Annotated in this window: 23 protein-coding genes; 14 read left to right on the top strand and 9 right to left on the bottom strand. The window is 72.3% G+C overall.

Features of this window, described 5'->3' with window-relative positions:
• The first annotated feature begins 27 nt into the window (after positions 1 to 27).
• Positions 28 to 291, top strand: coding sequence for a hypothetical protein (locus IE185_RS09550; protein ID WP_138893823.1), 264 nt, complete (start codon positions 28 to 30; stop codon positions 289 to 291).
• A gap of 18 nt (positions 292 to 309) precedes the next feature.
• Here the strand turns inward: IE185_RS09550 and IE185_RS09545 are convergent, their stop codons facing one another.
• Positions 310 to 867, bottom strand: coding sequence for a hypothetical protein (locus IE185_RS09545; protein WP_138893824.1), 558 nt, complete (start codon positions 865 to 867; stop codon positions 310 to 312).
• A 27-nt stretch (positions 868 to 894) separates the two neighbouring features.
• Positions 895 to 1,449 (bottom strand): ABATE domain-containing protein, encoded by a 555-nt coding sequence (locus IE185_RS09540; protein ID WP_138893825.1) that lies wholly within the window; start codon positions 1,447 to 1,449, stop codon positions 895 to 897.
• Between the two features lie 104 nt (positions 1,450 to 1,553).
• Here IE185_RS09540 and IE185_RS09535 point away from each other — a divergent pair, with 104 nt between their 5' ends.
• Together IE185_RS09535 and IE185_RS09530 are read left to right on the top strand one after the other, a co-directional pair.
• Positions 1,554 to 1,847: a DUF1428 family protein gene (locus tag IE185_RS09535; protein WP_138893826.1), complete on the top strand. Its 294-nt coding sequence runs from the start codon at positions 1,554 to 1,556 to the stop codon at positions 1,845 to 1,847.
• Positions 1,848 to 1,873: 26 nt separating this feature from the next.
• Positions 1,874 to 2,959, top strand: a complete 1,086-nt coding sequence (locus tag IE185_RS09530) for a DNA alkylation repair protein (RefSeq protein ID WP_138893827.1) — start codon at positions 1,874 to 1,876, stop codon at positions 2,957 to 2,959.
• 150 nt (positions 2,960 to 3,109) lie between these two features.
• Here the strand turns inward: IE185_RS09530 and IE185_RS09525 are convergent, their stop codons facing one another.
• The gene (locus IE185_RS09525) at positions 3,110 to 3,730 is read right to left on the bottom strand and encodes an L-threonylcarbamoyladenylate synthase (RefSeq protein WP_138893828.1); all 621 of its coding nucleotides are present in this window, start codon (positions 3,728 to 3,730) and stop codon (positions 3,110 to 3,112) included.
• Positions 3,731 to 3,965: 235 nt separating this feature from the next.
• On the opposite strand from IE185_RS09525, the gene IE185_RS09520 reads away from it, so the two are divergent.
• Positions 3,966 to 4,844, top strand: a complete 879-nt coding sequence (locus tag IE185_RS09520) for a glycoside hydrolase family 19 protein (RefSeq protein WP_189715041.1) — start codon at positions 3,966 to 3,968, stop codon at positions 4,842 to 4,844.
• A 167-nt stretch (positions 4,845 to 5,011) separates the two neighbouring features.
• Here IE185_RS09520 and IE185_RS09515 read toward each other — a convergent pair whose 3' ends face one another.
• From IE185_RS09515 to IE185_RS09505, 3 genes are all read right to left on the bottom strand, one after another.
• Positions 5,012 to 6,946, bottom strand: a complete 1,935-nt coding sequence (locus IE185_RS09515) for an ABC transporter permease (protein WP_138893830.1) — start codon at positions 6,944 to 6,946, stop codon at positions 5,012 to 5,014.
• An 85-nt stretch (positions 6,947 to 7,031) separates the two neighbouring features.
• Positions 7,032 to 7,841: a molybdate ABC transporter substrate-binding protein gene (gene modA / locus IE185_RS09510; protein ID WP_138893831.1), complete on the bottom strand. Its 810-nt coding sequence runs from the start codon at positions 7,839 to 7,841 to the stop codon at positions 7,032 to 7,034.
• Positions 7,842 to 7,957: 116 nt separating this feature from the next.
• The gene (locus IE185_RS09505; protein WP_138893832.1) at positions 7,958 to 8,353 is read right to left on the bottom strand and encodes a TOBE domain-containing protein; all 396 of its coding nucleotides are present in this window, start codon (positions 8,351 to 8,353) and stop codon (positions 7,958 to 7,960) included.
• Positions 8,354 to 8,677: 324 nt separating this feature from the next.
• On the opposite strand from IE185_RS09505, the gene IE185_RS09500 reads away from it, so the two are divergent.
• The 4 genes from IE185_RS09500 (at position 8,678) to IE185_RS09485 (ending at position 13,205) form a co-directional block, all read left to right on the top strand.
• Positions 8,678 to 9,484, top strand: coding sequence for an alpha/beta fold hydrolase (locus tag IE185_RS09500; protein ID WP_208766416.1), 807 nt, complete (start codon positions 8,678 to 8,680; stop codon positions 9,482 to 9,484).
• A 239-nt stretch (positions 9,485 to 9,723) separates the two neighbouring features.
• Entirely contained in the window at positions 9,724 to 10,035 is a 312-nt protein-coding gene (locus IE185_RS09495) for a hypothetical protein (protein WP_138893834.1), read from the top strand.
• A 291-nt stretch (positions 10,036 to 10,326) separates the two neighbouring features.
• Entirely contained in the window at positions 10,327 to 10,530 is a 204-nt protein-coding gene (locus IE185_RS09490) for a cold-shock protein (protein ID WP_028812747.1), read from the top strand.
• Between the two features lie 248 nt (positions 10,531 to 10,778).
• Positions 10,779 to 13,205, top strand: a complete 2,427-nt coding sequence (locus tag IE185_RS09485; protein ID WP_138893835.1) for a polysaccharide lyase 8 family protein — start codon at positions 10,779 to 10,781, stop codon at positions 13,203 to 13,205.
• Between the two features lie 64 nt (positions 13,206 to 13,269).
• On the opposite strand, the gene IE185_RS09480 is transcribed toward IE185_RS09485, so the two are convergent.
• Both IE185_RS09480 and IE185_RS09475 read right to left on the bottom strand, forming a co-directional pair.
• Positions 13,270 to 13,917, bottom strand: a complete 648-nt coding sequence (locus IE185_RS09480) for a DUF5701 family protein (protein ID WP_138893836.1) — start codon at positions 13,915 to 13,917, stop codon at positions 13,270 to 13,272.
• Between the two features lie 50 nt (positions 13,918 to 13,967).
• Positions 13,968 to 14,129 carry a hypothetical protein gene (locus tag IE185_RS09475; RefSeq protein WP_167519074.1) on the bottom strand — a complete coding sequence of 54 codons (162 nt, stop codon included), beginning with the start codon at positions 14,127 to 14,129 and terminating at the stop codon, positions 13,968 to 13,970.
• A 123-nt stretch (positions 14,130 to 14,252) separates the two neighbouring features.
• Here IE185_RS09475 and IE185_RS09470 point away from each other — a divergent pair, with 123 nt between their 5' ends.
• The 4 genes from IE185_RS09470 (at position 14,253) to IE185_RS09455 (ending at position 19,919) form a co-directional block, all read left to right on the top strand.
• Positions 14,253 to 14,888, top strand: a complete 636-nt coding sequence (locus IE185_RS09470) for a TetR/AcrR family transcriptional regulator (RefSeq protein WP_138893837.1) — start codon at positions 14,253 to 14,255, stop codon at positions 14,886 to 14,888.
• A 207-nt stretch (positions 14,889 to 15,095) separates the two neighbouring features.
• Positions 15,096 to 16,646, top strand: a complete 1,551-nt coding sequence (locus tag IE185_RS09465) for a DUF4331 domain-containing protein (RefSeq protein ID WP_138893838.1) — start codon at positions 15,096 to 15,098, stop codon at positions 16,644 to 16,646.
• A gap of 82 nt (positions 16,647 to 16,728) precedes the next feature.
• Positions 16,729 to 18,141 carry a tetratricopeptide repeat protein gene (locus tag IE185_RS09460; RefSeq protein WP_138893839.1) on the top strand — a complete coding sequence of 471 codons (1,413 nt, stop codon included), beginning with the start codon at positions 16,729 to 16,731 and terminating at the stop codon, positions 18,139 to 18,141.
• Entirely contained in the window at positions 18,138 to 19,919 is a 1,782-nt protein-coding gene (locus tag IE185_RS09455) for a sulfite exporter TauE/SafE family protein (protein WP_189714989.1), read from the top strand. Before IE185_RS09460 ends, IE185_RS09455 begins: the two co-directional genes overlap by 4 nt.
• Before the next feature lie 127 nt (positions 19,920 to 20,046).
• On the opposite strand, the gene IE185_RS09450 is transcribed toward IE185_RS09455, so the two are convergent.
• On the bottom strand, positions 20,047 to 21,387 hold the full coding sequence (locus tag IE185_RS09450) for a S1 family peptidase (protein WP_189714987.1): 1,341 nt from the start codon (positions 21,385 to 21,387) through the stop codon (positions 20,047 to 20,049).
• Positions 21,388 to 21,630: 243 nt separating this feature from the next.
• On the opposite strand from IE185_RS09450, the gene IE185_RS09445 reads away from it, so the two are divergent.
• Both IE185_RS09445 and IE185_RS09440 read left to right on the top strand, forming a co-directional pair.
• Positions 21,631 to 22,974, top strand: a complete 1,344-nt coding sequence (locus IE185_RS09445) for a pyridoxal phosphate-dependent aminotransferase (protein ID WP_138898827.1) — start codon at positions 21,631 to 21,633, stop codon at positions 22,972 to 22,974.
• A gap of 53 nt (positions 22,975 to 23,027) precedes the next feature.
• The gene (locus IE185_RS09440) at positions 23,028 to 23,513 is read left to right on the top strand and encodes a hypothetical protein (protein WP_138898828.1); all 486 of its coding nucleotides are present in this window, start codon (positions 23,028 to 23,030) and stop codon (positions 23,511 to 23,513) included.
• Positions 23,514 to 23,524: the final 11 nt, after the last annotated feature.

Genomic DNA, 23,524 nt, shown 5'->3' with positions numbered 1-23,524 from the left:
CGTCAAGTCCCCTGCGAACATGGGGTCATGAACGTGGTGATGCGTCGGATCTGCGCCGTGGCCGTCCTCCTCGCCGGGGTGTCCCTCGGCCTGTGGATCGTCTACGGCGATCCTTTCGGATGGAGGGGCGGCCTGCGGCTGCTGCGCTTCGGTCTGGGGCTGGCCTCCATGGGCCTGATCACCGCGAGCGCCTGGCTGATGTTCCCGGGCGGCCGGGAGGACGACGAGGGCCCCGCCGCCGCGTCGACGGCCCGGGACCCCGCCCCGCCTCCCGGCCCCCTGGACGTCTAGATGATCGATTCCAAGGGGTCAGTGGTCATAGGCGGTCAGTGAGCGCAGGACGGGCTGTCCCGTGTAGTCGTTGTGCCAGATCGCTGCGGTCAGCGCGAGGAGGCGCTGCATGACGCGGGCGATGACCCCGCCGGGCGTGCGTCCTCGATGCTGTTCGAGATCGAGCTGTCCCTTGAAGGTTTCGTTGACTGACTCGACGACCTGCCGCAACGGCTTGAACAGGGGTGCGCCGGGCCGTTCCGGCTCGCCCTTGCGGGCCGGCCGCAGTAGCCGGATGTCCTGCTCAGCCAGGTGATGTTCGAAGTCACGGCCGAAGGAGCTCTTGTCGCCGAGCAGTGTCTGGCCGGGTCGGCTGGATAGATGCCGCAGGTGGGAGCGGGCATGGCGGAGCCACCGGGCCTCGGAGGTGAAGCCGAGCATGGCCTGCATCATCGCGAGCGTGACCAGCTCGGCGTCGGTGAGCTTCGGGGCGGTACCCACCGCCGGCTGCCACGGAGCAAGCTGCGGCGAACCCTTCAGCAGGTCGTCGGTCTCCGCATAGAGTGCGGTCGCGAGGGAGTCCAAGTCTGTTGTCACAACCTGACTTTGGGTTCCCTTGTCTCATCAGCTGTGGGTTCCCGCTTCTCGTGGCGGGCGCCGGGTGGACCTCGCCCGGTTGCCGCAGCCGAGGGAACACCATGCCTGGTCACGGCGCCTGGCCAGGAAGAACATGCCGCAACTGGGGGCGTGGCAGCGCCGCACCCGCTGACGGTCTGGACCCGCGGCCAGGACGAGCGTCTCGCGGGCGACGACGGCGTCGGCGCCGCCACCCTGTTCCTGCTGTGCGAGCAGGCCGTCGCCGGTTATCCGGAAGACGACGGGGGCGGACGAGGCGAGTTCGTTCAGGCGGCTCCGGAGGCTGTCGGTGAGCGGCCGCTGTCCGGCCGTGGCGTCCAGCGCGTCGCGGACCAACCCACGCAGCCGTTCCAGCTCCTCCAAGGAGAGGGCGGCCAGTCTGCGGTCGGCGGCGCGGGCGCGCCATCGCCTGGTGAGTTCCCGGTCGGCGAGGAAGTCGACGTCGCCGCGCCCCGGGCCTGCGCCGACGACGACGGTGTTGGCCAGGTCGAGGACCAGGTCCTCGCCGATCCACGGCATTTCCTGCAGGTCCCGGATGGTCATGCCCCTCAATCTACTGGATTCAGGGCAGCGAACCCGTGATAACTTCATCTCACGTGTTTGATCCACTAACTCCGTGAGTCACGTAATCGACGAAGGGTGATGCCATGAGTGCAACCATCGAGTACGTAAGGTTCGACACCGACGACCTCGCCGCCCTCACCGCCCACCGGGAGCAGCTCGTCGAGCTGCTCAAGGAGCAGTACGGTGACGGCTTCCAGGGCGCCCACCTCGCCCAGTTCGACGACGGCACCGTCCTGGACTTCATCGTCTGGTCGTCCGCCGCCGTCGCTGAGCGCGCGGCCAAGGAGATGCCGTCCGACCCCCGGGCCCAGGGCTTCTTCAGCCGGATCGGCACGGTGCACGAGATGCGGCACGCTCAGGTACTGCATACCGCGTAGCCCCCGAGATCAAGGAGAATGACGCTGTGCCCTCGGCAGACGAACTGCTCAGCGCGGACACCGTCGCCGACCTCGCCCGATGCCTTACGCGAGCCGGTGGCGGGATCACGGCGCTTGAGACCCGGGGGTGCGGCGCCCTCCTGGCCGGGCTGAGCTTCACCGAGCGTGTCGCCCTGATCAGAGATGCTGTCCTGGTTGATCTTCCGGCGGATTACCCGGTCTTCGCGACGGTGTTGCGCGCCGCACTGCGGGACAGGGATTTCACCGGATGGATGATCTTCCCTGTCGCCGAGGCCGTCGCCGTACGGGGCCGGGACGCCTTCGAACCGGCGCTCGCCCTGCTGGCAGAACTCACCCCGCGCCTGACCGCGGAGATCGCCGTCCGGCCCTTCCTCCGTGCTGACCTGGAACGCGCGCTGCGGGTCGTGACGCCGTGGACCGCGCATCCCGACCTCCACGTCCGCCGACTGGCCAGTGAGGGCACGCGGCCAAGACTGCCCTGGGCGCCCCAGCTTCCGGAGCTGATCGCGGATCCGGCACCCGCGCTGCCCCTGCTCGACGCGCTGTACCGGGATGACTCCGAGTACGTCCGCAGATCAGTGGCCAACCACCTCAACGACATCAGCCGTGACCACCCCGACCTCGCCGCTGGTGTGGCGGCGCGCTGGCTGAGCGACCCGGCGCCGACGACGACCCGGTTGGTACGGCACGGCCTGCGGACCCTGATCAAGTCCGGCCACGCGGGGGCCCTTACGCTGCTCGGTCACTCTCCGGACAGTCCCGTCGCTGTCGAGGGCCCGCACGTGCACACCCCGGAGATCCGGGTGGGCGACTATCTGCTGTTCGACTACTCGGTGACCAACACTCACGATCAGACCGCTCACCTCGTCGTCGACTACGTCGTCCTCCATATGAAGGCCAACGGGACCCGCACCTCCAAGGTCTTCAAACTCACCACGCGGTCCCTGGCTCCCGGCGAGACGTGGCGCGCGACCCGTAGACATTCCTTCAAGCCGATCAGCACGCGGCGCTACCACCCGGGTGTCCATCTGGTGCAGCTCCAGGTCAACGGCCGATCCCACGGGGAAGCCTCGTTCACGCTGCACTGCTGAGGGCAACCGCCTCGCATCCCGCTTCGACGGCTGCCATCGCGTCGCCCCAATGGGGCTTCCGCCACCAGGAACAGGAGCCTGCATCCGCGCAGCTATCCCTTGGGATCAATCATCTAGAGCGCCCGGCGGGGTCTCCGGCCTCCGGCCCGGCTACTCGAACCGCGCCGTGTCGCCCGCTCCCCGGCGTACGATCTCGGCCTCGCCGCTGGAGAAGTCGATGACCGTGGTCGGCTCGGTGCCGCAGTCGCCCGAGTCGATCACGGCGTCCACCACGTGGTCGAGCCGTTCCTTGATCTCCCAGCCCTGGGTCAGCGGCTCCTCCTCGTCGGGCAGGAGCAGGGTGCTGGACAGCAGCGGCTCGCCGAGGTCCGCGAGCAGGGCCTGGGTGACGGCGTGGTCGGGGATCCGTACGCCGACGGTCTTCTTCTTCTGGTGGAGCAGCTGGCGGGGCACCTCCTTCGTCGCGGGGAGGATGAAGGTGTAGCTGCCGGGCGTCGCCGCCTTGATCGCGCGGAACACGTCGTTGTCGACGTGGACGAACTGGCCCAGCTGCGCGAAGTCCTGGCACACCAGGGTGAAGTGATGCCGGTCGTCGAGGTTCCGGATCGACCGGATCCGGCTGAGGCCGTCCCGGTTGCCCAGCTGACATCCGAGGGCGTAACAGGAGTCCGTCGGGTACGCGACGAGCGCGCCGGATCGGATGCTGTCGGCCACGGTGCTGATGGTGCGCCGCTGAGGGTTCTCGGGGTGCACGTCGAAATACTTCGCCATCCGGCGAGCGTACGCGATCAGCCCACCGCGCTCCGGCGGCCTCGGCCGCACGCCGCCGCGGTGCCGGGACTTCCGTTCCGCTCCCGCTTCGCATTGGTCTATACCTTGACTTGATCATGACATCGCGCTTGAGTGTGGGCAGCCCCCCACCACGGCCGTTCGCCGGAGGCCAAGTGCGCGCTCCGGACGGGCCGTTGCGCTCAAAAGGAGTGATCGAGTGCTGAGAACACGCCTCATGGCCCTGCTCGCGGCCTTCCTCGTCGCCACCGGTCTCGTCGTGACGCTGACGCCCTCGGTGTCGGCCGCGCCCGCCGCGACCGTCTGCGACACCGCGCCGAACTGGCAGCAGGGCGCCTGGTACACGGCTGGCAACGTTGTCAGATACAACGGCGCCTACTACATCGCCGAGCACGACAACCCGGGCTACGACCCGACGATCAGTACCTGGTACTGGAATCCGCACACCTGTAGCGGCGGCGGCACCCCGTCACCGTCCGGCTTCGTGGTGAGCGAGGCGCAGTTCAACCAGATGTTCCCGAACCGGAATTCCTTCTACACCTACAGCGGCCTCACCGCCGCCCTGAGCGCCTACCCGGGCTTCGCCAACACCGGCAGCGACACGGTGAAGAAGCAGGAGGCGGCGGCTTTCCTCGCCAACGTGAGCCACGAGACCGGCGGTCTGGTCCACGTGGTGGAGCAGAACCAGGCCAACTACCCCCACTACTGCGACTGGAGCCAGCCGTACGGCTGCCCGGCCGGCCAGGCCGCCTACTACGGGCGTGGCCCGATCCAGCTCAGCTGGAACTTCAACTACAAGGCCGCGGGCGACGCGCTCGGCATCGATCTGCTGAACAACCCGTGGCGGGTCCAGAACGAGGCGGCCGTCGCCTGGAAGACGGGCCTGTGGTACTGGAACACCCAGAACGGCCCCGGCACGATGACCGGCCACAACGCCATGGTCAACCAGGCGGGATTCGGGCACACGATCCGATCGATCAACGGCTCGCTCGAATGCGACGGCAAGAACCCGGCGCAGGTTCAGAGCCGGGTCACCAAGTACCAGCAGTTCACCCAGATCCTGGGTGTCCCCACCGGCTCGAACCTCTACTGCTGAGGCCGGCCGGTCCCTGAACGGGCCGCGGACCGGGGAGGTGTCGTCCCCCGGCCCGCGGCCGCTCCATGTGCCGCCCGTCGACCGCGAAGCGCGGGTCGGCGGCCCACCGGGTCCCCGGTGCGCCGCGTCGCCGGGGGGCACCCGTGGAGACGCGGACCAGCTCGGCGCTACAGGGCCACGACGGTCGTCTCGGTCGCCTTGACGCTGGTCCACACGGACGTCCCGTCGGCGAGCCCGAGTTCGGCGGCCGCCTGCGGAGTGATCTCGGCCACGAGGTCCGGCGCGTGCTCCGAAGTGATCAGTACGCGCAGCCGGCTGCCCGACGCGGTGATCTCGCGGACGGTTCCGGGCCAGACGTTGCGGGGGCTGCCGCCGGGCTTCTCACGGTGTACGGAGACGGCCTCCGGCGCGATGATCGCCAGCGCGTCCGCGCCGGCGGGCAACGGGTCCGCGACCACCAGCGTCTGCCCGCCGGCCAGGAGGAGGCCCTTGGCGGTGGCGGTGCCGGGCCAGGCGTTGCGGCCGAGCATCCGGGCGACCCAGGGCGAGCGGGGGTGGCGAGTGACCTCGGCCGGCGGGGCGTCCTGGAGGGCGCGGCCGTCGTCGAGCACGAGGACGCGGTCCGCCAACGACACGGCCTCGACGGGGTCGTGGGTGACGATCAGGCAGACGCCGCCGAAGCCGTCGAGGTGGTTGCGCAGCGTGTGGCGGACATGGGCGCGGGTGGTCTGGTCGAGGGCCGCGAGGGGTTCGTCGAGGAGCAGCAGGCGCGGCCGGGCCGCCAGTGCGCGGGCCAGGGCGACCCGCTGCGCCTGGCCGCCGGAGAGCTGCGCCGGTCTGCGGTGCGCGAGGTGGCCGACGCCGAGGCGGTCGAGCCAATCCTGGGCACTGCGGCGGGCCTCGGCGCGCGCGACCCCGTGGGCGCGCAGGCCGTACGCCGTGTTGGCGAGGGCGGTGAGGTGCGGGAAGAGCGCCCCGTCCTGGGGCACCCAGGCGACACCGCGCCGGTGCGGCGGCAGCCGGGTCACGTCGGTGTCGCCGAGGCGCAGATCCGCGTGGGCGCGCGGGGTCAGTCCCAGGAGCGCGCGCAGGAGGGTGGTCTTGCCGGCGCCGTTGGGGCCCACCACGGCGATGGTGGTGCCGGGCGCGGCGTCGAGCGTGAGGCGGTTGAAGCCCGTGACCTCGGCGTGCAGCGCCCAGTGCTCCTTCGGGCCGGCCGGCTCGGGGACGGCGGGCAGGGGGGCGCCGGCCGGCTCCGGCTCGTCCGCCGGCGGCGCGGACGTGTGCGAACGGCCGGCCGGGGTGCCCGTCCAGCGGCCCCGCAGCGCGATGAGCACCACCATGGCGATGGCGAGCAGCAGCAGGGAGACGGAGGTCGCGGCCGCCGGCTCGTCCTGGAGGAGCAGGTACACCTGGAGGGGCAGGGTCTGCGTCGTGCCGGGCAGGTTCCCGGCGAAGGTGATCGTCGCCCCGAACTCGCCCAGCGCGCGCGCCCAGGTCAGAGCGGCCCCGGCGACGAGCCCCGGGGCGACCATCGGCAGGGTCACGGTGAAGAAGACGCGCACCGGGGACGCTCCCAGGGAGGCGGCGGTCTCCTCGTACCGGGGCCGCAGCCCGCCGAGGGCTCCTTCGAGGCTGATGACGAGGAACGGCATGGCGACGAACGTCGCCGCCAGCACCGCGCCGGAGGTGTGGAACGGCAGGGTGACGCCGAACGTGTCCTCCAGCCACCCGCCCAGGAGCCCGCGCCTGCCGAAGGCGAGGAGGAGCGCCACGCCGCCGACGGTGGGCGGCAGCACCATGGGCAGCAGGACGAGGGAACGTACGAACGCCTTGCCGGGGAAGGCGACCCGGGCGAGCAGCCAGGCCAGCGGGACGCCGAGCAGCAGGGACAGTCCCAGCGCCCAGAACGACACGACGAGCGACAGCCTGAGCGCCTCGGTGGTCGCCGGCTCGCCCAGATGCTGCCCGAGGTCGTTCCACGGGGTGCGTACGAGTACCCCGATCAGCGGGAGCAGCAGGAACACGACGGCCAGCAGGGCGGGAATCCCCAGGAGGACGGGGGTGCGCGGGCCGGCCGCGCGGTTGCGGAGTGGGTTCATCGTCAGGTCCCTGGGGCGCGTCGTGCGGAGGCGGGGCTGCCCGGCGCGGGCCGGGCAGCCCCGTACGCGTGCGTACGGCTGGTGATTACGGCTGCTGGAAGTCCGCGTCCTTGAAGATCTTCCGGGCCTCGGGCGACGACAGCCACTTCACGAACGCCTCGGCCGCCGCCGGGTTCTCGGAGGTCTTCAGTGTCGCGGCCGGGTACGCGGCGATCGCGTTCTGCGCGTCGGGGATCTCGATCGCGTCGACCTTGTCGGTCGCGGTGGCGGCGTCCGTCTTGTAGACGAGACCGGCGTCGGCCTCGCCCAGTTCGACCTTGCTGAGTACGGCGCGGACGTTCGGCTCCTGCGACACCGGCTTCACGGTGATCTTCTGGGCGTCGAGGATCTTCTGGCTGTAGCGGCCCACCGGCACCTCGGGCGCCGCCAGCACCACCTTGAGGTCGCTGTCCGCGAGGTCCTTGAGGCCCCGGACGTCACGGGGGTTGCCCTCGCCGGTGGCGATGACCAGGCGGTTCCTGGCGATGACGGTCGGGGTCCCGGTCTCACCGCCGAGCGCGTCCATGGTCTTGGTGTCGGCGGTGACGAGGGCGTCCGCGGGGGCGCCCTGGTCGACCTGGGCGGCGAGTTCCTGGGAGCCGGCGAAGGAGAAGGTGATCTCCGTGCCCGGGTGGGCCTTCTCGTACGCGGCGCCCGCCGTCTTGAAGACGTCGGTCAGCGAGGCGGCGGCCAGCACGGTCAGATCGGCGCCGGTCGCGGCCTTGCCGGACTGGACCGCCGTCGAGCTCTTCTCGCTGTCGTCGCCGCTGCCGCAGGCGGCGAGCGGCAGGAGGAGGGCGGTGGTGGCGAGCGCGGCGGCGGCGCGGCGCCCGCTGATCGGCAGAGCGAGGGACATGGGCGGAACTCCTTGGGGACACGGTCGGCGGACGCCGTCCGGGCGGATGGTGACGAGCCGCGCCGAGGACGGGCGACGCCGGTGTGACGAGCAAGGAACCGGGGCGGGCGGCGGGGTCAGGTGCGGTCGATGTGCACGCTGGTCGACTTCACGCGGGCGGTGGCCTGCATGCCGACCTCCAGCCCCAGCTCTTCGACGGCTTCGCGGGTGAGCAGGGAGACGAGCCGGTGCGGACCGGCCTGGATCTCCACCTGCGCCGCCACGTCGCCGAGCTTCACGGCTGTGACGATGCCGGGAAAGGCGTTGCGGGCGGAGGTGTAGCCGGGTTCTTCCTCGCCGGCGCCGGCCTGGCCGACCTCGACGGAGAACGCCGCCAGGTCACGGCCGTCGATGAGGCGACGACCGCTCTCGTCGCGATGGGTCGCGACCCGGCCGGCGTCTGCCCAGCGGCGCGCGGTGTCGGGGCTCACGCCGAGCAGACGCGCCGCCTGTCCGATGGTGTAGGACTGCATGCGCGTCAAGATAGAGCTGATTGCCTGGCATCTGCAAGGTTCGGTGCGAAGCTCCATGGCAGATGCGAGCCTCCTTGGAGAAAGCGCCGAACGGCGCTCCGGACCGGGTTCGGGTCGGTCGACGCGCGCGGCACGGGCCCCGGTGGCGTACTGGAGAAAGAGGCGTACCGGAGAGCGGCGGGGGAGCGGGGCGCGTTCGCCGGCGGGTCCGGTCCGGCGGCCGGATCGTGGGGTGCGGACACACGGCGTACGCGGCCCACGCGGCCCGCGCGATCGGAACGGGCCGAGCCGGAACAGGCAGAGCCGGGACGGGGTGCGACGGCTGTGGGAAGGCGCGCGGTCACGGAAGGCCGCTTCCGTCATCGAGGGGCGGACCTGGTCTACGAGGACGCCGGTGAGGGGCCGCTCGTCGTCCACGCGCACGGCGGTTTCGTCAGCCGGGCCGTCGAGGACCGCATGGGCCTGTTCGACTGGACGCCCGTCCTGGACAGCGGTCATCGCCTGGTCCGCTACGACGCCCGGGCCCACGGCCGGTCCACCGGCGACCCCGTGGACACCGACTACACGTATCCCTCGCTCGCCGACGACCTGCTGGGCCTGCTCGGCCACCTGGGCGCCACGCGTCCCGCCGACGCCGTCGGCGCGTCGATGGGATGCGGCACCGTGCTGCACGCGGCCGTCCGCGCGCCCGGCCGCTTCTCCCGGCTGGTGCTGCTCGTCCCGCCCACCGCCTGGGCGACGCGGGAGGCGTACGCGCGGACCTCCCTGGCATCCGCCGGCGTCGTCGAACGGGACGGGGCGGACGCCTGGATCGCCGCCCGGCAGGACCGGCCGCGCCCCGCGGTGGTGGCCGACGTCCCCGCGTTCCCGCCGACACCCCCCGAGCGCGTACTGCCGTCCGTACTGCGGGGCCTCGCCGCGTCCGACCTGCCCGCCCCCGCGGCGCTCGCCGCGCTGCGCCGGCCGGCCCTGATCCTGGCGTGGGCGGACGACCCGGGCCACCCGCTGTCGACGGCCGAAGCCCTGGCCGACGCCCTGCCGCAGGCCGACCTGCACGTGTCCCGGACGCGCGCCGACGTCGGCACCTGGGGGCACCGCATCGCCGAGTACCTGAACCCGACGCACCCTTGAACCCGGACTGCGACGAACCCGACGCGCGCACCGGCGGTGCCCTGACGGCGCGGCCCGGCCGGGGGCGGCTCCCGTACGGCGACGGCGCGGCGGGCTGCTGACCGGTCGTCAGCCCGTCCGGTCGCGAGACCGTACGGGTCCCCCGGTCGGCCGAGTCCGCCCCGCCCGTTCGGCGGCGCCGGAAGAATCGGGCCGGCTTTGGGTACTCGTGACGTACCCGTTCCGACAGAGGAGTCCGCATGACCACCTACGTCATCTCGATCCCGGGCACGTTCCTGCGCGACGTGCCCGACGAGGCGCGCACCGCCCTCGTGCGGCACCTGCGCCCGGCCGACCCCCAGCACACCTCGCTCGGCCAGTCGGAGGACCTGGACATCCTCACCGTCAATGACAACGGCACGTTCAGCATCCACCTGGAGGTCGACGCGGACGACAGCCGCAGCGCGGAGGCGCACGCCAAGGAGGTGGCGGCCACCGCGCTGCGCAACGCGGGGCTCACCGAGAAGGACGCCCCGCTCGGCCCGACAGCGGTGACCGGCATCGACACCTAGCGGTACGACGCCGCCTCGGCCCGATTCACCCGGCACCGGGGCCCACCTCGCCCGTCCGGGGCCGCAGGGCGGCCCCGGACAGGCCGCCGACCGGTGGTTGTCATGTCGCCGATTGGACGTTGCTCTCTGGTGAGAGGCGGTTCCGCCGTGTAACGTCGCTCGCAGATGTCGTGGTTCGCAGTTCCTGCCCGCGCTATGGCGTGGGCGCTTTGCTGTGCAGTGCCAAAGAACCAGGGCGATCACCTCCGGATTCGCGCGGTGCGGATCCGATATCGACTGAAAGGCACCAGCATGGCCAGCGGAACCGTCAAGTGGTTCAACTCCGAAAAGGGCTTCGGCTTCATCTCCCAGGACGGCGGCGGCCCGGACGTCTTCGCTCACTACTCCAACATCAACTCCTCCGGCTTCCGTGAGCTGCAGGAAGGCCAGACCGTCACCTTCGACGTCACCCAGGGCCAGAAGGGCCCGCAGGCGGAGAACATCACCGTCGCCTGACCCGACGCCAGGGACACCGGGCCCCCCGGAGCACACGCTCCGGGGGGCTTCGCGCTGCGCGCCCGCGCCGACGCCGCACGACCGGCCGCCGGCCGGGGCGCTGCTTCCGGAGCTCGCGGGCTGTGCCGTCGGGCCGATCCGGTCCGTACGTCAGGTCTCTTGACGCCGTGTTCGGCCCTGTGGGAGAAACCGCTTACCCCGAGCGTGGTTCTGGGTCACTCGCGTCCCGAAACCGGAGGTCTCTCCGCATGGACTCCCCGCCCCCTGCCCTCCTCATCTCCCGCCGCACGCTCCTGCGCGCCGCCGCCGTCCTCGCGGCGGGAGCCCCGGTGGGGACGTCCGCGCCGCAGGCCCACGCCGCCGACGCCTACGACACCCTGCGCCTCGCCTGGCGCGACCTCCTCCTCGGCACGGGCTTCGCACCGGACGCCGAGCCCTTCGCCGGCAAGCTGGCCGCCCTCGGCTCCACCGCGGCCGGCCTCCGCTCGACCATGGCGCCGGCGGCCGGCTCCCTGTGGCCCGACCTTCCGTACGCCGACCCGGAACCCGACACCGACGCCGAGTCGTACACGTACTCCGGCAACCTCACCACCAGTTACCACCGGCTGCGCACCCTCGCCGAGGCGTACGCCCAGCCGGGCACCGGCCTCACCGGCGACCCCGCCCTGCGCTCCGGGATCCTCAGCGGCCTCGACCACCTGCACGACCAGGCGTACCACGCCGGCCAGACCCGCTACGGCAACTGGTACAGCTGGCAGATCGGCATCCCGCAGGCCCTCCTGGACATCGACGCCCTGCTGTACGCCGACCTCGGCGCCGCCCGCGTCGTCGACCACTGCGCGGCGGTCGACCACTTCGTCCCCGACAGCGTGGTCGCCTCCTACACCGGCACCTCCACCGGCGCCAACCGCGTCGACCTGTGCCGCGTGCTCGCCCTGCGCGGTGTCATCGGCAGGAGCGCCGGCAAGCTCGCCCTCGCCCGCGACGCCCTCTCGCCCGTCTTCCCGTACGTCACCTCCGGCGACGGCCTCTACGCCGACGGCAGCTTCGTCCAGCACACCTACGTGCCCTACGCCGGTTCGTACGGCCAGGTCATGCTCGGCGGCCTGTCGCTGCTCTTCGCCCTGCTCAAGGGGTCCGCATGGGAAGTGACCGACAGCGGCCGGCACGTGGTCCTCGACTCCGTCGACACGGCGTACGCGCCGTTCCTCTTCAACGGGCTGGTGATGGACGGCGTCGCGGGACGCGCGATCAGCCGCGGCGTGCAGAAGTCCGACACCCGCGGGCTGCGCCAGGACGACCACCTGCGCGGCCACACGATCATCGCCTGCGTGGCCCTGCTCGCGCGGAGCGCGTCGGCCGCCGAGAAGGCCCGCTGGGACGCGATGGTCAAGGGCTGGATCGCCCGCGACGACTTCAGCCCGGTGCTCACCAGCCCCGCACTCGGTGTCGCCCAACTGGCGCGGCTGCACGCGATCGACAGCTCGTCAACGGCCCCGGCCGCCGAACCCGTCGGCCACCGGCTCTTCCCCTGCATGGACCGGGCCGTGCACCGCAGGCCAGGCTGGGCGGCCGGGCTGTCCATGGCCTCCCGGCGGATCACGTACTACGAGAACGGGAACGGCGAGAACCTCCGGGGCTGGCACACCGGCTCGGGAATGCTCTACTGGTGGGGCAAGGACTTCGCCAACGGCCAGTACAGCGACGACTTCTGGCCGACCGTCGACCCCGGGCGGCTGCCCGGCACCACCGCCTCCCGCAAGCCGCTCGCCGACGGCGAGGGCGAGGCCTGGGGAGTGACCCGGCCCGACGTGCGCTGGGTCGGCGGGGCGACGGACGGCACGTTCGGCGTGGCCGGCCAGTACCTCAAGGGCCTGTCCTCCACCCTCATGGCCAAGAAGTCGTGGTTCTTCCTCGACGACGCCGTGATCTGCCTCGGCGGCGGGATCCACGGACGCGACGGCGCGGGGGTCGAAACGGTCGTCGAGAACCGCAACCTCGGGGCGGCCGGTGTGCACGCGTTCACCGTCGACGGCTCGGCCCGCCCCACCACGCCGGGCTGGAGCGCCACCCTCACCGGCACCCGCTGGGCCCACCTCGCCGGTCACGCCGGCTACGTCTTTCCCGGCGGCGCGACCGTCCAGGCGCTGCGTCAGGCCCGTACCGGGGCCTGGTCGGACATCAACGGCGGCGGGTCGACCGCCCCCGTCACCCGCCGCTATCTGACGCTGTGGTTCGACCACGGCACCGACCCGACCTCGGCGACGTACGCGTACGTCCTGATGCCGGGCGCCACCGCGCAGCAGACCTCCGCCCGCGCCGCCGACACCTCCTGGCTCGACGTGCTCGCCAACACCACCGGCCAGCAGGGCGTCGGTGTTCCCTCGCTCGGCTTCACCGCGATCAACTTCTGGCTGGCCGGGACCGTGGGCGCCGTCTCCGCGTCCGCGCCCGCGAGCGTGCTGATCCGTGAGAGCGCGGGCTCGGCCACGGTGTGCGTCTCGGGGCCGCTGCGCGACGGCGCCGTGATCGACGTGGTGTGGAGGCGGCCCGTCTCCTCCGTGACGTCCAAGGACCCCTCCGTGCAGGTGGTGTCGACGGGCTCCTCGCTGAGCCTGCGCATCGCCCCGGGCCAACTGGGCGCCGTCCACAAGGCGGTGGTACGGACGGCCTGACCGGCGGTGGCCGTGGGGAGCCACGGTCGTGACGAGGCAGGTCCCAGCGGTCGAGGCGGGGGCCTCAGGCGTCGCGGTCGCCGGCCGAGGCGAAGCCGAGCCAGGTGTGCGGGTTGCCCTCCCAGCACCAGCCCAGCTTCGGGGCGCCCTTGCTGATCCACAGCGCCGGCACCCTGCGGTCCCCGAAGCGGCTGCCGCCGAGGGAGAAGCACTTGTTCTTGGCCAGGGCACCGGGGTACTGGGTGACGAACGCCAGGCCCTCCTCGATGGTGAGCGGCGTACGGTCCCGCTCCGCGATCGTCGCCAGGGCGTTCAGCGGCACGACGTCGCAGAACTCCTCGCCCCGGTCGATGTCGAAGGCCACGTACACCTCGCCCTCGGGAAGGGCGAGTTCCTTCAGTGACACGAACCGCTCCAGCTCGCCCTCGGCGTAGAAGCGTTCGATCACGCCCGGTTTCGTCTTGCCGGCGAGCGTGGTGAGGGGCACCGACTCCTCCAGCGGTACGAGCGACCTGGTGACCACGAGCAGGAAGGGCACGCGGCCCTCGGCCGGCGGCTCCATGGTGGCCCGGCGGCCGAGGACGGCGGCGCGCAGCGGTTCGACGAGGTCGCGGAACGCGCTTTCCGTCATCCCGGCGAGGGCCGGGTACCCCAGGCCGACGAGCGTCGTGACCTGGCGGTCGAACTCGGTGGCGGCGTCGAAGTCGGTCATGTGAAGCCTTCCTGCGTACGGCGGTCGGGGAGCGGACGAGCTGTGCGGGGTCAGTAGGACCCCCTGCGCGGGGCGTTGGCGGCGCGGAAGTTGCCCCCGCGTCGTGCCGGGGCGGGCAACAGGTCGCGGATGGGACGCTGGGTCCCGCGGTTCTGTACGGCGTTCTTCCGGTCGAGGGCTGCGGCGAGATCGGCCTTGCGGGAGTGCTGCACGGGTGCCTTTCTGCAGGCGGTGAAGGAGAGTGCGCCGCGAGTTGAAATTTGCGACGGACGTAAACTTAGCCTCATTGTGCGAAGCGCGTCAAGCGAAACTTGCGACGAGTGTAAGGTTGCCGCATGGGTATCGAACCGATGGGACTTCGTGAGTCCAAGAAGCAGGAGACCAGGCAGCTCATCTCGGACCAGGCGACCAGGCTGTTCATCGAGAACGGCTTCGAGGCCACGACGATCGCCGAGATCGCCGCGGCCGCCCGGGTCGCGAAGAAGACGGTCACCAACTACTTCGCGCGCAAGGAGGACATGGCCTTCGACCACCAGGACGAATTCGCCGCGGGCCTGGCCCGTACCGTCGCGTCCCGCGCCGAGGGCGAGTCGGCGCTCGCGGCCCTGCGGCGCGAGTTCCTCGGTGGGGTCGAACGGCACGACCCGGTGATCGGGTTCTCCGGAGAGGTGTTCGCCCGGATGATCGCCGACAGCCCCACGCTGCTGGGCCGGCTGCGCGATCTGCACGACCGGCGCGAGGACGCGCTCGCCGGCCTCCTCGCCGCCGAGACCGCCGCCGCCCCCGACGACATCACCCCCCGGGCCGCCGCCGCCCAACTGGGCGGCGCGCACCGGGTCCTGTTCCAGCGCATCCTGGACCTGACCCTCGACGGGCAGAGCACCGAACGGATCGCGGCGACCGTGTCCGTCGCCGCCCACCGCGTCTTCGACCTGCTGGAGGGCTCGCTCGGCGACTACGCCGTGAAGTGAGCACCGCGCACGGCCGGAGGCGGAAACCGCCTGGTCCGCGGGGGTCGCGGGAGGGCCCCCGGGGCGCCCGGGCGGCCCTCCCGCGGCGTGCCGGCGGAGAAACCCGCCGATCTTTCAGCCGTCGAGCCGAACAAGACGGCCGCCCCGCACGTACTGGACGTACAAGCAAGCCGGGACGGACGAGACGACGGATGAAGGACGGGCGAGATGGGCGTAATCAGGAGAAGCGTGTGGACGTGGCGCAGGCGCGGGAGCATCGCTCTGCTCGCCTGCGGCGCACTGGCCGGCGGAGGTCTCGCGGCGGCCGGTGTGGCCGTACTGGAGCCACGGACGGCGAACGCCTCCAGCCACCGGGAGGCGCCGCTGATCTCGGGGCAGCCACAGTTCGACACCACGGACGTGTACGCGTTCGTGAGCCCCGACCACCCCGACTCGACGACTCTGGTGGCGAACCTGCTGCCGTTCCAGGAACCGGCGGGCGGACCGAACTTCTACCCCTTCGCCACCGACGCGCGCTACGACCTGCACATCGACAGCGACGGTGACGCGCAGGACGAACTGCTGTACCGGTTCACGTTCAAGGACCATCGGAAGAACGAGAACACCTTCCTCTACAACACGGGCGCCGTGGAGAGCCTGGACGATCCGGACCTCAACTTCACGCAGACGTACGACATCGAGCTGCTCCGCAAGGAGGGCGGCAAGACGGTCTCGCGCCACAAGGTCGCGAAGAACCTCCCCGTCGCCCCCTCGAACGTCGGCAAGGCGTCGATGCCCGACTACCAGAAGCTGCGCGACGAGGCGGTCCGCAAGGTGCCCGGCGGCCTGAAGGCCTTCGCGGGCCAGGCCGACGACCCGTTCTTCCTCGACCTGCGGGTCTTCGACCTGCTGTACGGCGGTGACCTGTCGGAGGTCGGCAACGACACGCTCAAGGGCTACAACGTCAACACCATCGCCCTCCAGGTGCCGACCTCGTACATCCGCGAGTCCGAGGAGCAGCCGGTCGTCGGCATCTACGCGACGACCGAACGCAGGAGCGCCTCCGGCCACTGGACGCGCGTGTCGCGGCTCGGCATGCCGCTGGTCAACGAGGTCGTCAACCCGGTCAAGGACAAGGACAAGTTCAACGCCTCCTCGCCGGAGAACGACGGCGACTTCCTCAAGAACGTGACCGAACCGGAGCTGCCGAAGCTCGTCGAGGCCATCCACAAGATCAAGGCTCCCCAGGAGCCCCGCGACGACCTCGTCTCGGTGTTCCTGACCGGAGTCAAGGACCTCAACCAGCCGCCCAACGTCACCCCGTCGGAGATGCTGCGCCTCAACACCTCCGTCAAGCCGGTGGCGGAGCCCAAGCGGCTCGGCGTACTGGACGGCGACAACGCGGGCTTCCCGAACGGGCGCCGGCTCACGGACGACGTGCTGGACATCGCGCTGCAGACCGTCGAGGGCGAACTCGTCGGTGCCAAGAACGACCTGGGCGACGCGGTCGACGCCAACGACAAGAAGTTCGGCGACACCTTCCCGTACGTCGCCCTGCCCACCGCCGGCTCCGACACCCGCAAGGGCGCCGACGTCGGTACCAAGACCGACGCCACCGGGCTGACCGGCGGTGCGGCCGCCCTCACGTCGTCGTGGGGCGAGAACACGGTGATGCTCGCCTCGGCCCTGGCGGGTGCCGTGGGGGTGCTGCTCGTCGGCTTCGGCATGTCGTACGCGCGCTCCCGGCGCCGGCCCGCACGCCGGTCCTGGCTCGGCTGAACCCCGTCCGCGGGGCGGCAGCGGAACCGTCCGGGGCCGCCCCGCGGAGAACACCCCCTGAAGGCCGAGGAAGGCGAGACAGATGCCCGTAGGGAACCTGCGGTTCGTGCCGCGACGGCACGAGCGAGGGCGGGAGCGACCGGCCGACGGGCCGCGTGGGCCACGGCGGTGGCGGATCGCGGCGCTCCTGGCGATGGCCGTGGGCCTCACCGCCACCTCGGTGGCGATCGGAGCCGACGGCGGCCCGGACCGGACCGGCCGGGACGCGCCGGTCCTCGCGGCGGACATGTCCGCCGAACGGCTGGCGGCCGGTGACCTCGGGCGCGGGATCGACGCCCTCCACCGGCACCTGCGCGAGCAGCCCAAGGACGCCACCGGCTGGGCCGGCCTGGGCGCGGCGTACGTCGAACAGGCCCGCACCAGCGGCGACCCGACGCTCTACCCACGGGCGGAGAAGGCGTTCGGCCGGTCGCTGCGACTGCGCCCGGCCGCCGAGAACGACGCCGCCCTCTCCGGCCGGGCGGCGCTCGCCGCCGCCCGGCACGACTTCGCCGCCGCGCTGAGCCAGGCGGACCGGGCGCTGCGCGTCAACCCGTACAGCGAAAGGGCGTTGTGCAGCCGGGTCGACGCCCTGGTGGAGCTCGGCCGGTACGACGAGGCGTGGCGGGCGGTCGAGCTCGCCGACCGGCGCCGGCCGGGCATCCCGGCCTTCACCCGGTACGCGTACGTACGGGAGCTGCGCGGCGACGCGAAGGGCGCGCGCCGGGTGCTGCTGCGCGCGCTGGAGTCCGCGTCCGCTCCGCCCGATGTGGCGTACGTGGCCACGTCGCTCGGGCACCTGGCCTGGTCCCAGGGCCAGTACGGGCGAGCACGGTCCCACTACGCGACGGCGCTGCGCGCCGACCCGGGGTACGTACCGGCGCGGGAGGGGCGGGGACGCGCGTACGCCGCCGAGGGCGATACGAAGCGGGCCCTCGGTGATCTCGAAGAGGTCGTACGTCGATACCCGCTGCCCGGGCAACTGGCCGCCCTCGGCGAACTGCACGAGGCGGCCGGGCGGCGCGAGCGCGCCGAGGAACAGTACGGACTCGTCCGAACCTGGACCCGGCTCGCCCGCGCCCACGGCGTCGCCACCGACTTGGAGTCCGCGCTCGTGGAGGCGGACCACGGCGACGCCGCCGGGGCGCTGAAGGCGGCGCGCGCCGAATGGTCGCGCCGGGAGAGCGTCCACACGGCGGACGCGCTGGCCTGGGCCCTGCACGCGAACGGCGAGGACCGGCAGGCGCTGAAGTACGCCAAGAAGGCGACGGCCCCGGAACCCGGATACCGGAATGCTTCGTTCCTCTTTCACCGGGGCATGATCGAGCACGCCCTCGGAGACGCCAGGGCCGCCCGGCGGCACTTGCGCGCCGCGCTCGACCTGAACGCCGGCTTCTCACCCACGGGGGCACGCGAGGCGAGATCCGTGCTGAACCGGATCGGGGGGACGTCGTGAAGCGCCGCACCGCCGCCTGCGCCCTCGCCACGCTGGCGGCGGGCGCGGCACTCGCCGTCCTGCCCGCCGGGGCGGCTCAGGCACACCCGCTGGGGAACTTCACCGTCAGTCAGTACGACGGCCTCGTCGTGACCCCGGGCAAGCTCGCGGTGGACCACGTCGAGGATCTGGCGGAGATCCCGGCCGCCCGGGAACGCCGCCGCATCGACGCCGACGGAGACGACACACTCGGGCCGGCCGAACTGTCCGCGTGGGCCGGGACGCGGTGCGGCGCGGCGGCACGGGACGCCCGGCTGACGCTCGCGGTCGCGGGTGGCGGCTCGGCGGGCGGCGAAACCGTACCCCTTTCTGCGGACAGCGCGAAGGCTCAAGTGCGGCCGGGGCAAGCCGGGTTGGAGACGCTGCGCGTGACGTGCGCGCTGACGGCCCCGCTGCCGCGTGCGGAGAGCGTACGCCTGGCGTACCGCCCGGGAGGTGTCACGACGACGGCGGGGTGGCGGGAGATCACCGCCCGGGGCGACCGCATGACGCTTTCCGCGTCGGACGTGCCGGGGAAGTCCCTCTCGCGCCGGCTGACCGCGTACCCCGGCGACGTGCTCTCCACGCCGCCCGAAGTGCGGTCGGCCGCCCTCACGGTACGAGCAGGGGGACCGGCGCTGGTGCCGGGCGGAAACGACGGCGGCCCTTCCCCGGCAGCGGGCGTGCTGCCGCGTGGGGCGGACCGCTGGGCGCAGGCGCTGACCGGCCTCGTGGCCCGGCACGAACTGACCGCGGGCTTCGCGGCACTCGCACTCGGCATGTCGCTGTTCCTGGGGGCCATGCACGCGCTGGCACCGGGGCACGGCAAGACGATGATGGCGGCGGCGGCCGCGGCGGGCGGCCGCAGCTCGGTGCGCGACATGGTCGGCCTGGGGCTGTCGGTGACGATGACCCACACCCTGGGCGTCTTCGCGCTGGGCGCCCTGATCACGGCGGGGTCGGCCGCGGCGCCCACCGTCGTCTCGTGGCTGGGCATCGCGAGCGGCGCCCTGGTCGCGGTGGCGGGCGCACTGCTGCTGCGCAGGGCGTGGCGCCGCCGCCACAGCCCGCACGGCCACAGCCACAGCCATGACCATGCGCACGGCCACAGCCACGGTCATGGTCATGCGCACGGGCACGACCATGCGCGTGGGCACAGCGACGGTCATGCGCACGGGCACGCCCACAGCCCGGCGCACAGCCACACCGCCGACGCCGACACGGTCCACGTCGAGGAACGGGCGCTCACGTCAGTGGCTTCCTCCGCGTCCGCGCACGGTGCGACCGGCCACGCCGCCGACCTTCAGCCGCCGGCGAAGCCCCGTCACGCGCACGACCGGGGGAGTGCACACGCCGGTCACGAGGCGCCCCCCGGAGACAGCCACCCGCGCCATCCCCACACGCACTCCCACCCCCCTCCCGCCCCCGGCCTGCGCGGAGTCGTGCTCCTCGGCTTCGCGGGCGGGCTGGTCCCGAGCCCCTCGGCCGTCGTCGTCCTGGTCGGCGCGGCCGCCCTCGGCCAGGCCTGGTTCGGGTTCCTGCTCGTCCTGGCGTACGGAGCCGGTCTGGCCCTCACCCTGACGGGCGCCGGGTTCCTGGCTGTCCGGCTGAGGGAGACGACGACGCGCAGGCTGACGCGGCGGCCGCGAGGCCGGTTGCTCGCACGGGTTCAGCGCGCCGCCCCGCTCGGCACGGCTGCCGTGGTGTTCGTGCTGGGATGCGGACTGCTGCTCAGAGGGGCCGCGACAGCGCTCGGCTGAGAAGGCGGCCCGGCGCGGGCGGGCGGTACAGCGACACAGGGGTACTGGCGGGAACGGCCTGCCAGTAGCCCTGTGTCGCTGGTGACGGGGGACCGGCGGACCGCCGCCCACCCGCCCCCGCCGAAGGTCAGCCCCAGACTTGGGAGTACTGCCGACGGTAGCTCCTGCGGTCGTGAGCCGACCGGATCCACCGGGTCGCCACCAGGCCCACGAGGCTCACGGCCGCGACGAGCAACCCCGGAACGTAGCCGCGCGGGACGCCGATCCAGGCAGGCAGCCGTACACCTCCCGCCGCCTCCGGCACGGTGGTCCCGCCGGCGCCCGGCGGCGGCACGGCGACGCCCGGGCCGTCCTCGGCCGCCGTGGTGGCGCCGATGACACGCACTCCGAGCGCCGCCGTAGCCGTGGTCACCGGCTGGAAGTACGTGAGGCCCCCGGTGGTGCAGTCACCGTTGCCGCCCGACGTCACGCCGAGCGCCACTCCCCGCGCGAACAGCGGGCCGCCGCTGTCGCCGGGCTCGGCGCAGACCGTCGTCTCGATCAGCCCGGTCACCGTGCCCTCGGGGAAGTTCACCGTCGCGTTCAGCGCGGTCACCCGGCCCGCGTGCACGCCCGTCGTACTGCCGCTGCGGAAGACCTGCTGGCCGACGAACGGATCGGCGGCACCGGTGATGCGTATCTCGCGGCCACCGCCGATCCCCACCACGCTGCCACCCCTGGACGCGGCGCCGTCCTCGTACTCGACCAGGGAGAAGTCACTGCCGGGAAAGTTGCTCGCGGTCGTCGTGCCGACCCGCCCCGCGGCCTGCGGATCCTGGAACCAGGTGGTGCCGACGGGACCGCAGTGCCCCGCCGTCAGGATGAAGTTCCTCCGGCCGTCGGTGACGTCGAAGCCCGCCGAGCAGCGTCCGTTGCCGGCGAAGACCGGGGCGCCGCCGCTCACTCTGGTGGTGAAGGACCCCTTCGTACGCTGCATCTCCACGAACCCGCCGATCTCTTCGGCGAGCCCGGACATGCGCGACCAGTCGTCGGACGAGACGGTGCTGTCGGCGTGCACCACGACCTTGTTGGACGCGTAGTCCATCACCCACGCGGTGCCGGGCACCCGGGGCGCGGAGCGCAGCGCGTCCGTGGCCGAGCGTAGTTGCCGCATGCTGTGGCGGACGACCTTGGCGCGGGCTCCGGCCCGCCCGACCTCCGCCGCCGCTTGCGCGTCGGTCACCGCGACGACCGGAAGCCCGTCGGAACCGATCCAGGTGCCCGCCGTACGGGCGGCGCCGAGCCGCGCCACCAGGCTCGCGCCCAGTTCGTCGGGCCGGGCGGTGGCGCTGCCCCCGCCCGCTTCGCGGCCGGCCGGGGCGGACGGCTCGCCGGCCGTCGCGGTCGTGATCATCAGGCCGCCGCAGAGTATGCCGCCCGTGGCGGCCACCTGCGCCAGCCTCTGCAGTCTGCGTCGCGCGTGCCTCATCCGTACCTCACAGCAGTTCCGACACGACGTCACAACGTCGGGCCGCAGGGAGCGGTCCCCCTTCCATACGGCCCGCCGACCGGGCACGTTCACCCACCTGCACGCGCTCCGCTCATCCGGTACGCCGCACCCACCGCACACCACCCACGCGCCCCACGCGATGAACGCCACCTCACCGCCGTCCGTATACCGGGGCGGCCCGATCAGTACGGATACGGGCCCTCGCAGGCAGGGGAGGCACTCATGGCCGGCAGCAACGTCACGCAGCTCTTCAACGCGTCCACCGCGCACAGCCCCTCGTACTTCACCCTCGACCGGGCGGGGGCCGGCGCGGCCGGCGGGATCACCGACTTCTGCATCCCCTGCAACCCCTACTTCCCCACCCCCGCCATGTTCGACGAGCTGGGCAGCCGGCTGCGCGACATCCTGACGTACTACCCGAGCGGCGCCGACACCATCACCGCCGAGCTGTGCCAGGTGCTCGGGCTCAACCCGCAGACCGTCGCCATGGGGAACGGCTCCACCGAACTCATCACCTGGATCGACCACTTGCTCGTCCACGAGTCCCTGGCCGTGCCCGTTCCCACCTTCGGGCGGTGGACCGACCAGCCGATGGAGACCGGGAAGCGCGTGGACATGCTCCTGCTGCCCGAGGCCCACGGCTTCGGGCTGGATCCGGAAGCGTTCGTACGGTTCATCCGCTCCAGAGGCTCCCGCGCGGCCGTCATCTGCAACCCGAACAACCCCGACGGCGGCTTCCTGCCCAAGCAGCGGGTCCTGGCGCTCCTCGACGCCCTGCAGGACCTCGACCTGGTGGTCGTCGACGAGTCCTTCCTGGAGTTCGCCGACGCGGAACCGGAACCGAGCGTCGCGGCCGAGGCGGTCCTGCGGACGAACGTCATCGTGCTGCGCAGCCTCGGCAAGAACTTCGGGCTGCACGGCGTCCGCTTCGGCTACCTGGTGGCGAATCCCGGACTCGCGGGGAGAGTACGCGCCGCCCTGCCGAAGTGGAACCTCAACTCCTTCGCCGAAACCGTGGTGTTCATGCTCAAGGCACACCGCGAGGAGTACGCGGACAGCATCGCGCGCTCGCGCCGCGACCGGGAGGAGATGACCTGGCGCCTGTCCCGGCTGCCGGGCCTCACCGTGTATCCGTCGCAGGGCAATTTCGTGTACGTACGGCTGCCGCAGGGCGCGGACGGGATCGTGCTGCGCGACCGGCTGCTGTCCGAGCACGGCGTGCTGGTGCGCGACTGCGCCAACAAGGTCGGCAGCTCCAGCCGCTTCCTGCGCCTCGTGGTGCGCCCCCAGCAGGATGTGAACCGCCTGATCGGGGCGCTGGAGCAGGTGTTGTACGAGGCGGCGCCGGAGGCGGCGTCGTGGACGCAGGCGCCGCGGCAGTTCGCACCGGAGCCCGTACCGGCGGCGCCTCCCGCACTCACCGCGGAGCGACCTCGGCATGCCCCCACGGCGATGCTCACCCGGGGCTACCAGGAGACGACGTCCGCGCGGGACCTCGGGCCGGTGCGGCCGCAGGGCTACACCTCGGGGACCGCGGCGGTGGACCGCCTGGTCAGCGGGGCGTGAGCGGCCCGGCTCCCTGGAGCCGGCGGACGCCCGGGCCGTGCGAGGATTCCGCCGTGGCAGGCGCGGACATGTGGAGCACAGGACCGGCGGGCGAAGCGGTGACATCGGACGGCGGCCTCGTGTCGCTGCTGCGCCGGGCGGGCGGCGCGGAGCAGCCTGGCGAGCGGGTGGTGACCGCCCCGGTCGTGTGCCGGCACTGCGACTGGCACCAGTACGAAGTGGCCGCCGGTGAATGCTTCTGCGAGGGCTGCTGCCTGCCACTCGGCATCGCGGACGGCGACGTGGTCCCCGGCGCCCCGATGTGGCAGCTCGTGCCGTCCGGCGCTCCGCTCCCGCACGCGGAAGGGGACTCGCTCACAGCGGCGGACATGGTGAGGTGCCCCGCCGGACACGACCTGTTCCAGGTCGGCGTCACGTACACGCTCGCCGACGACGGCCGGGTCCGCCGTCTGTCGGTCGGCCTGCGGTGTCCGCTCGACGGAGCGTCGCGCCTGTACGTCGACAACGCGCTTGTGGTGCCGAGGACGTGCTGTTCCTGACCCTCCGTCCC

The sequence above is a fragment of the Streptomyces chryseus genome, from assembly GCF_014650755.1.
Lineage (GTDB): Bacteria > Actinomycetota > Actinomycetes > Streptomycetales > Streptomycetaceae > Streptomyces > Streptomyces chryseus.
This window is presented reverse-complemented; position numbering and strand designations above follow the sequence as displayed.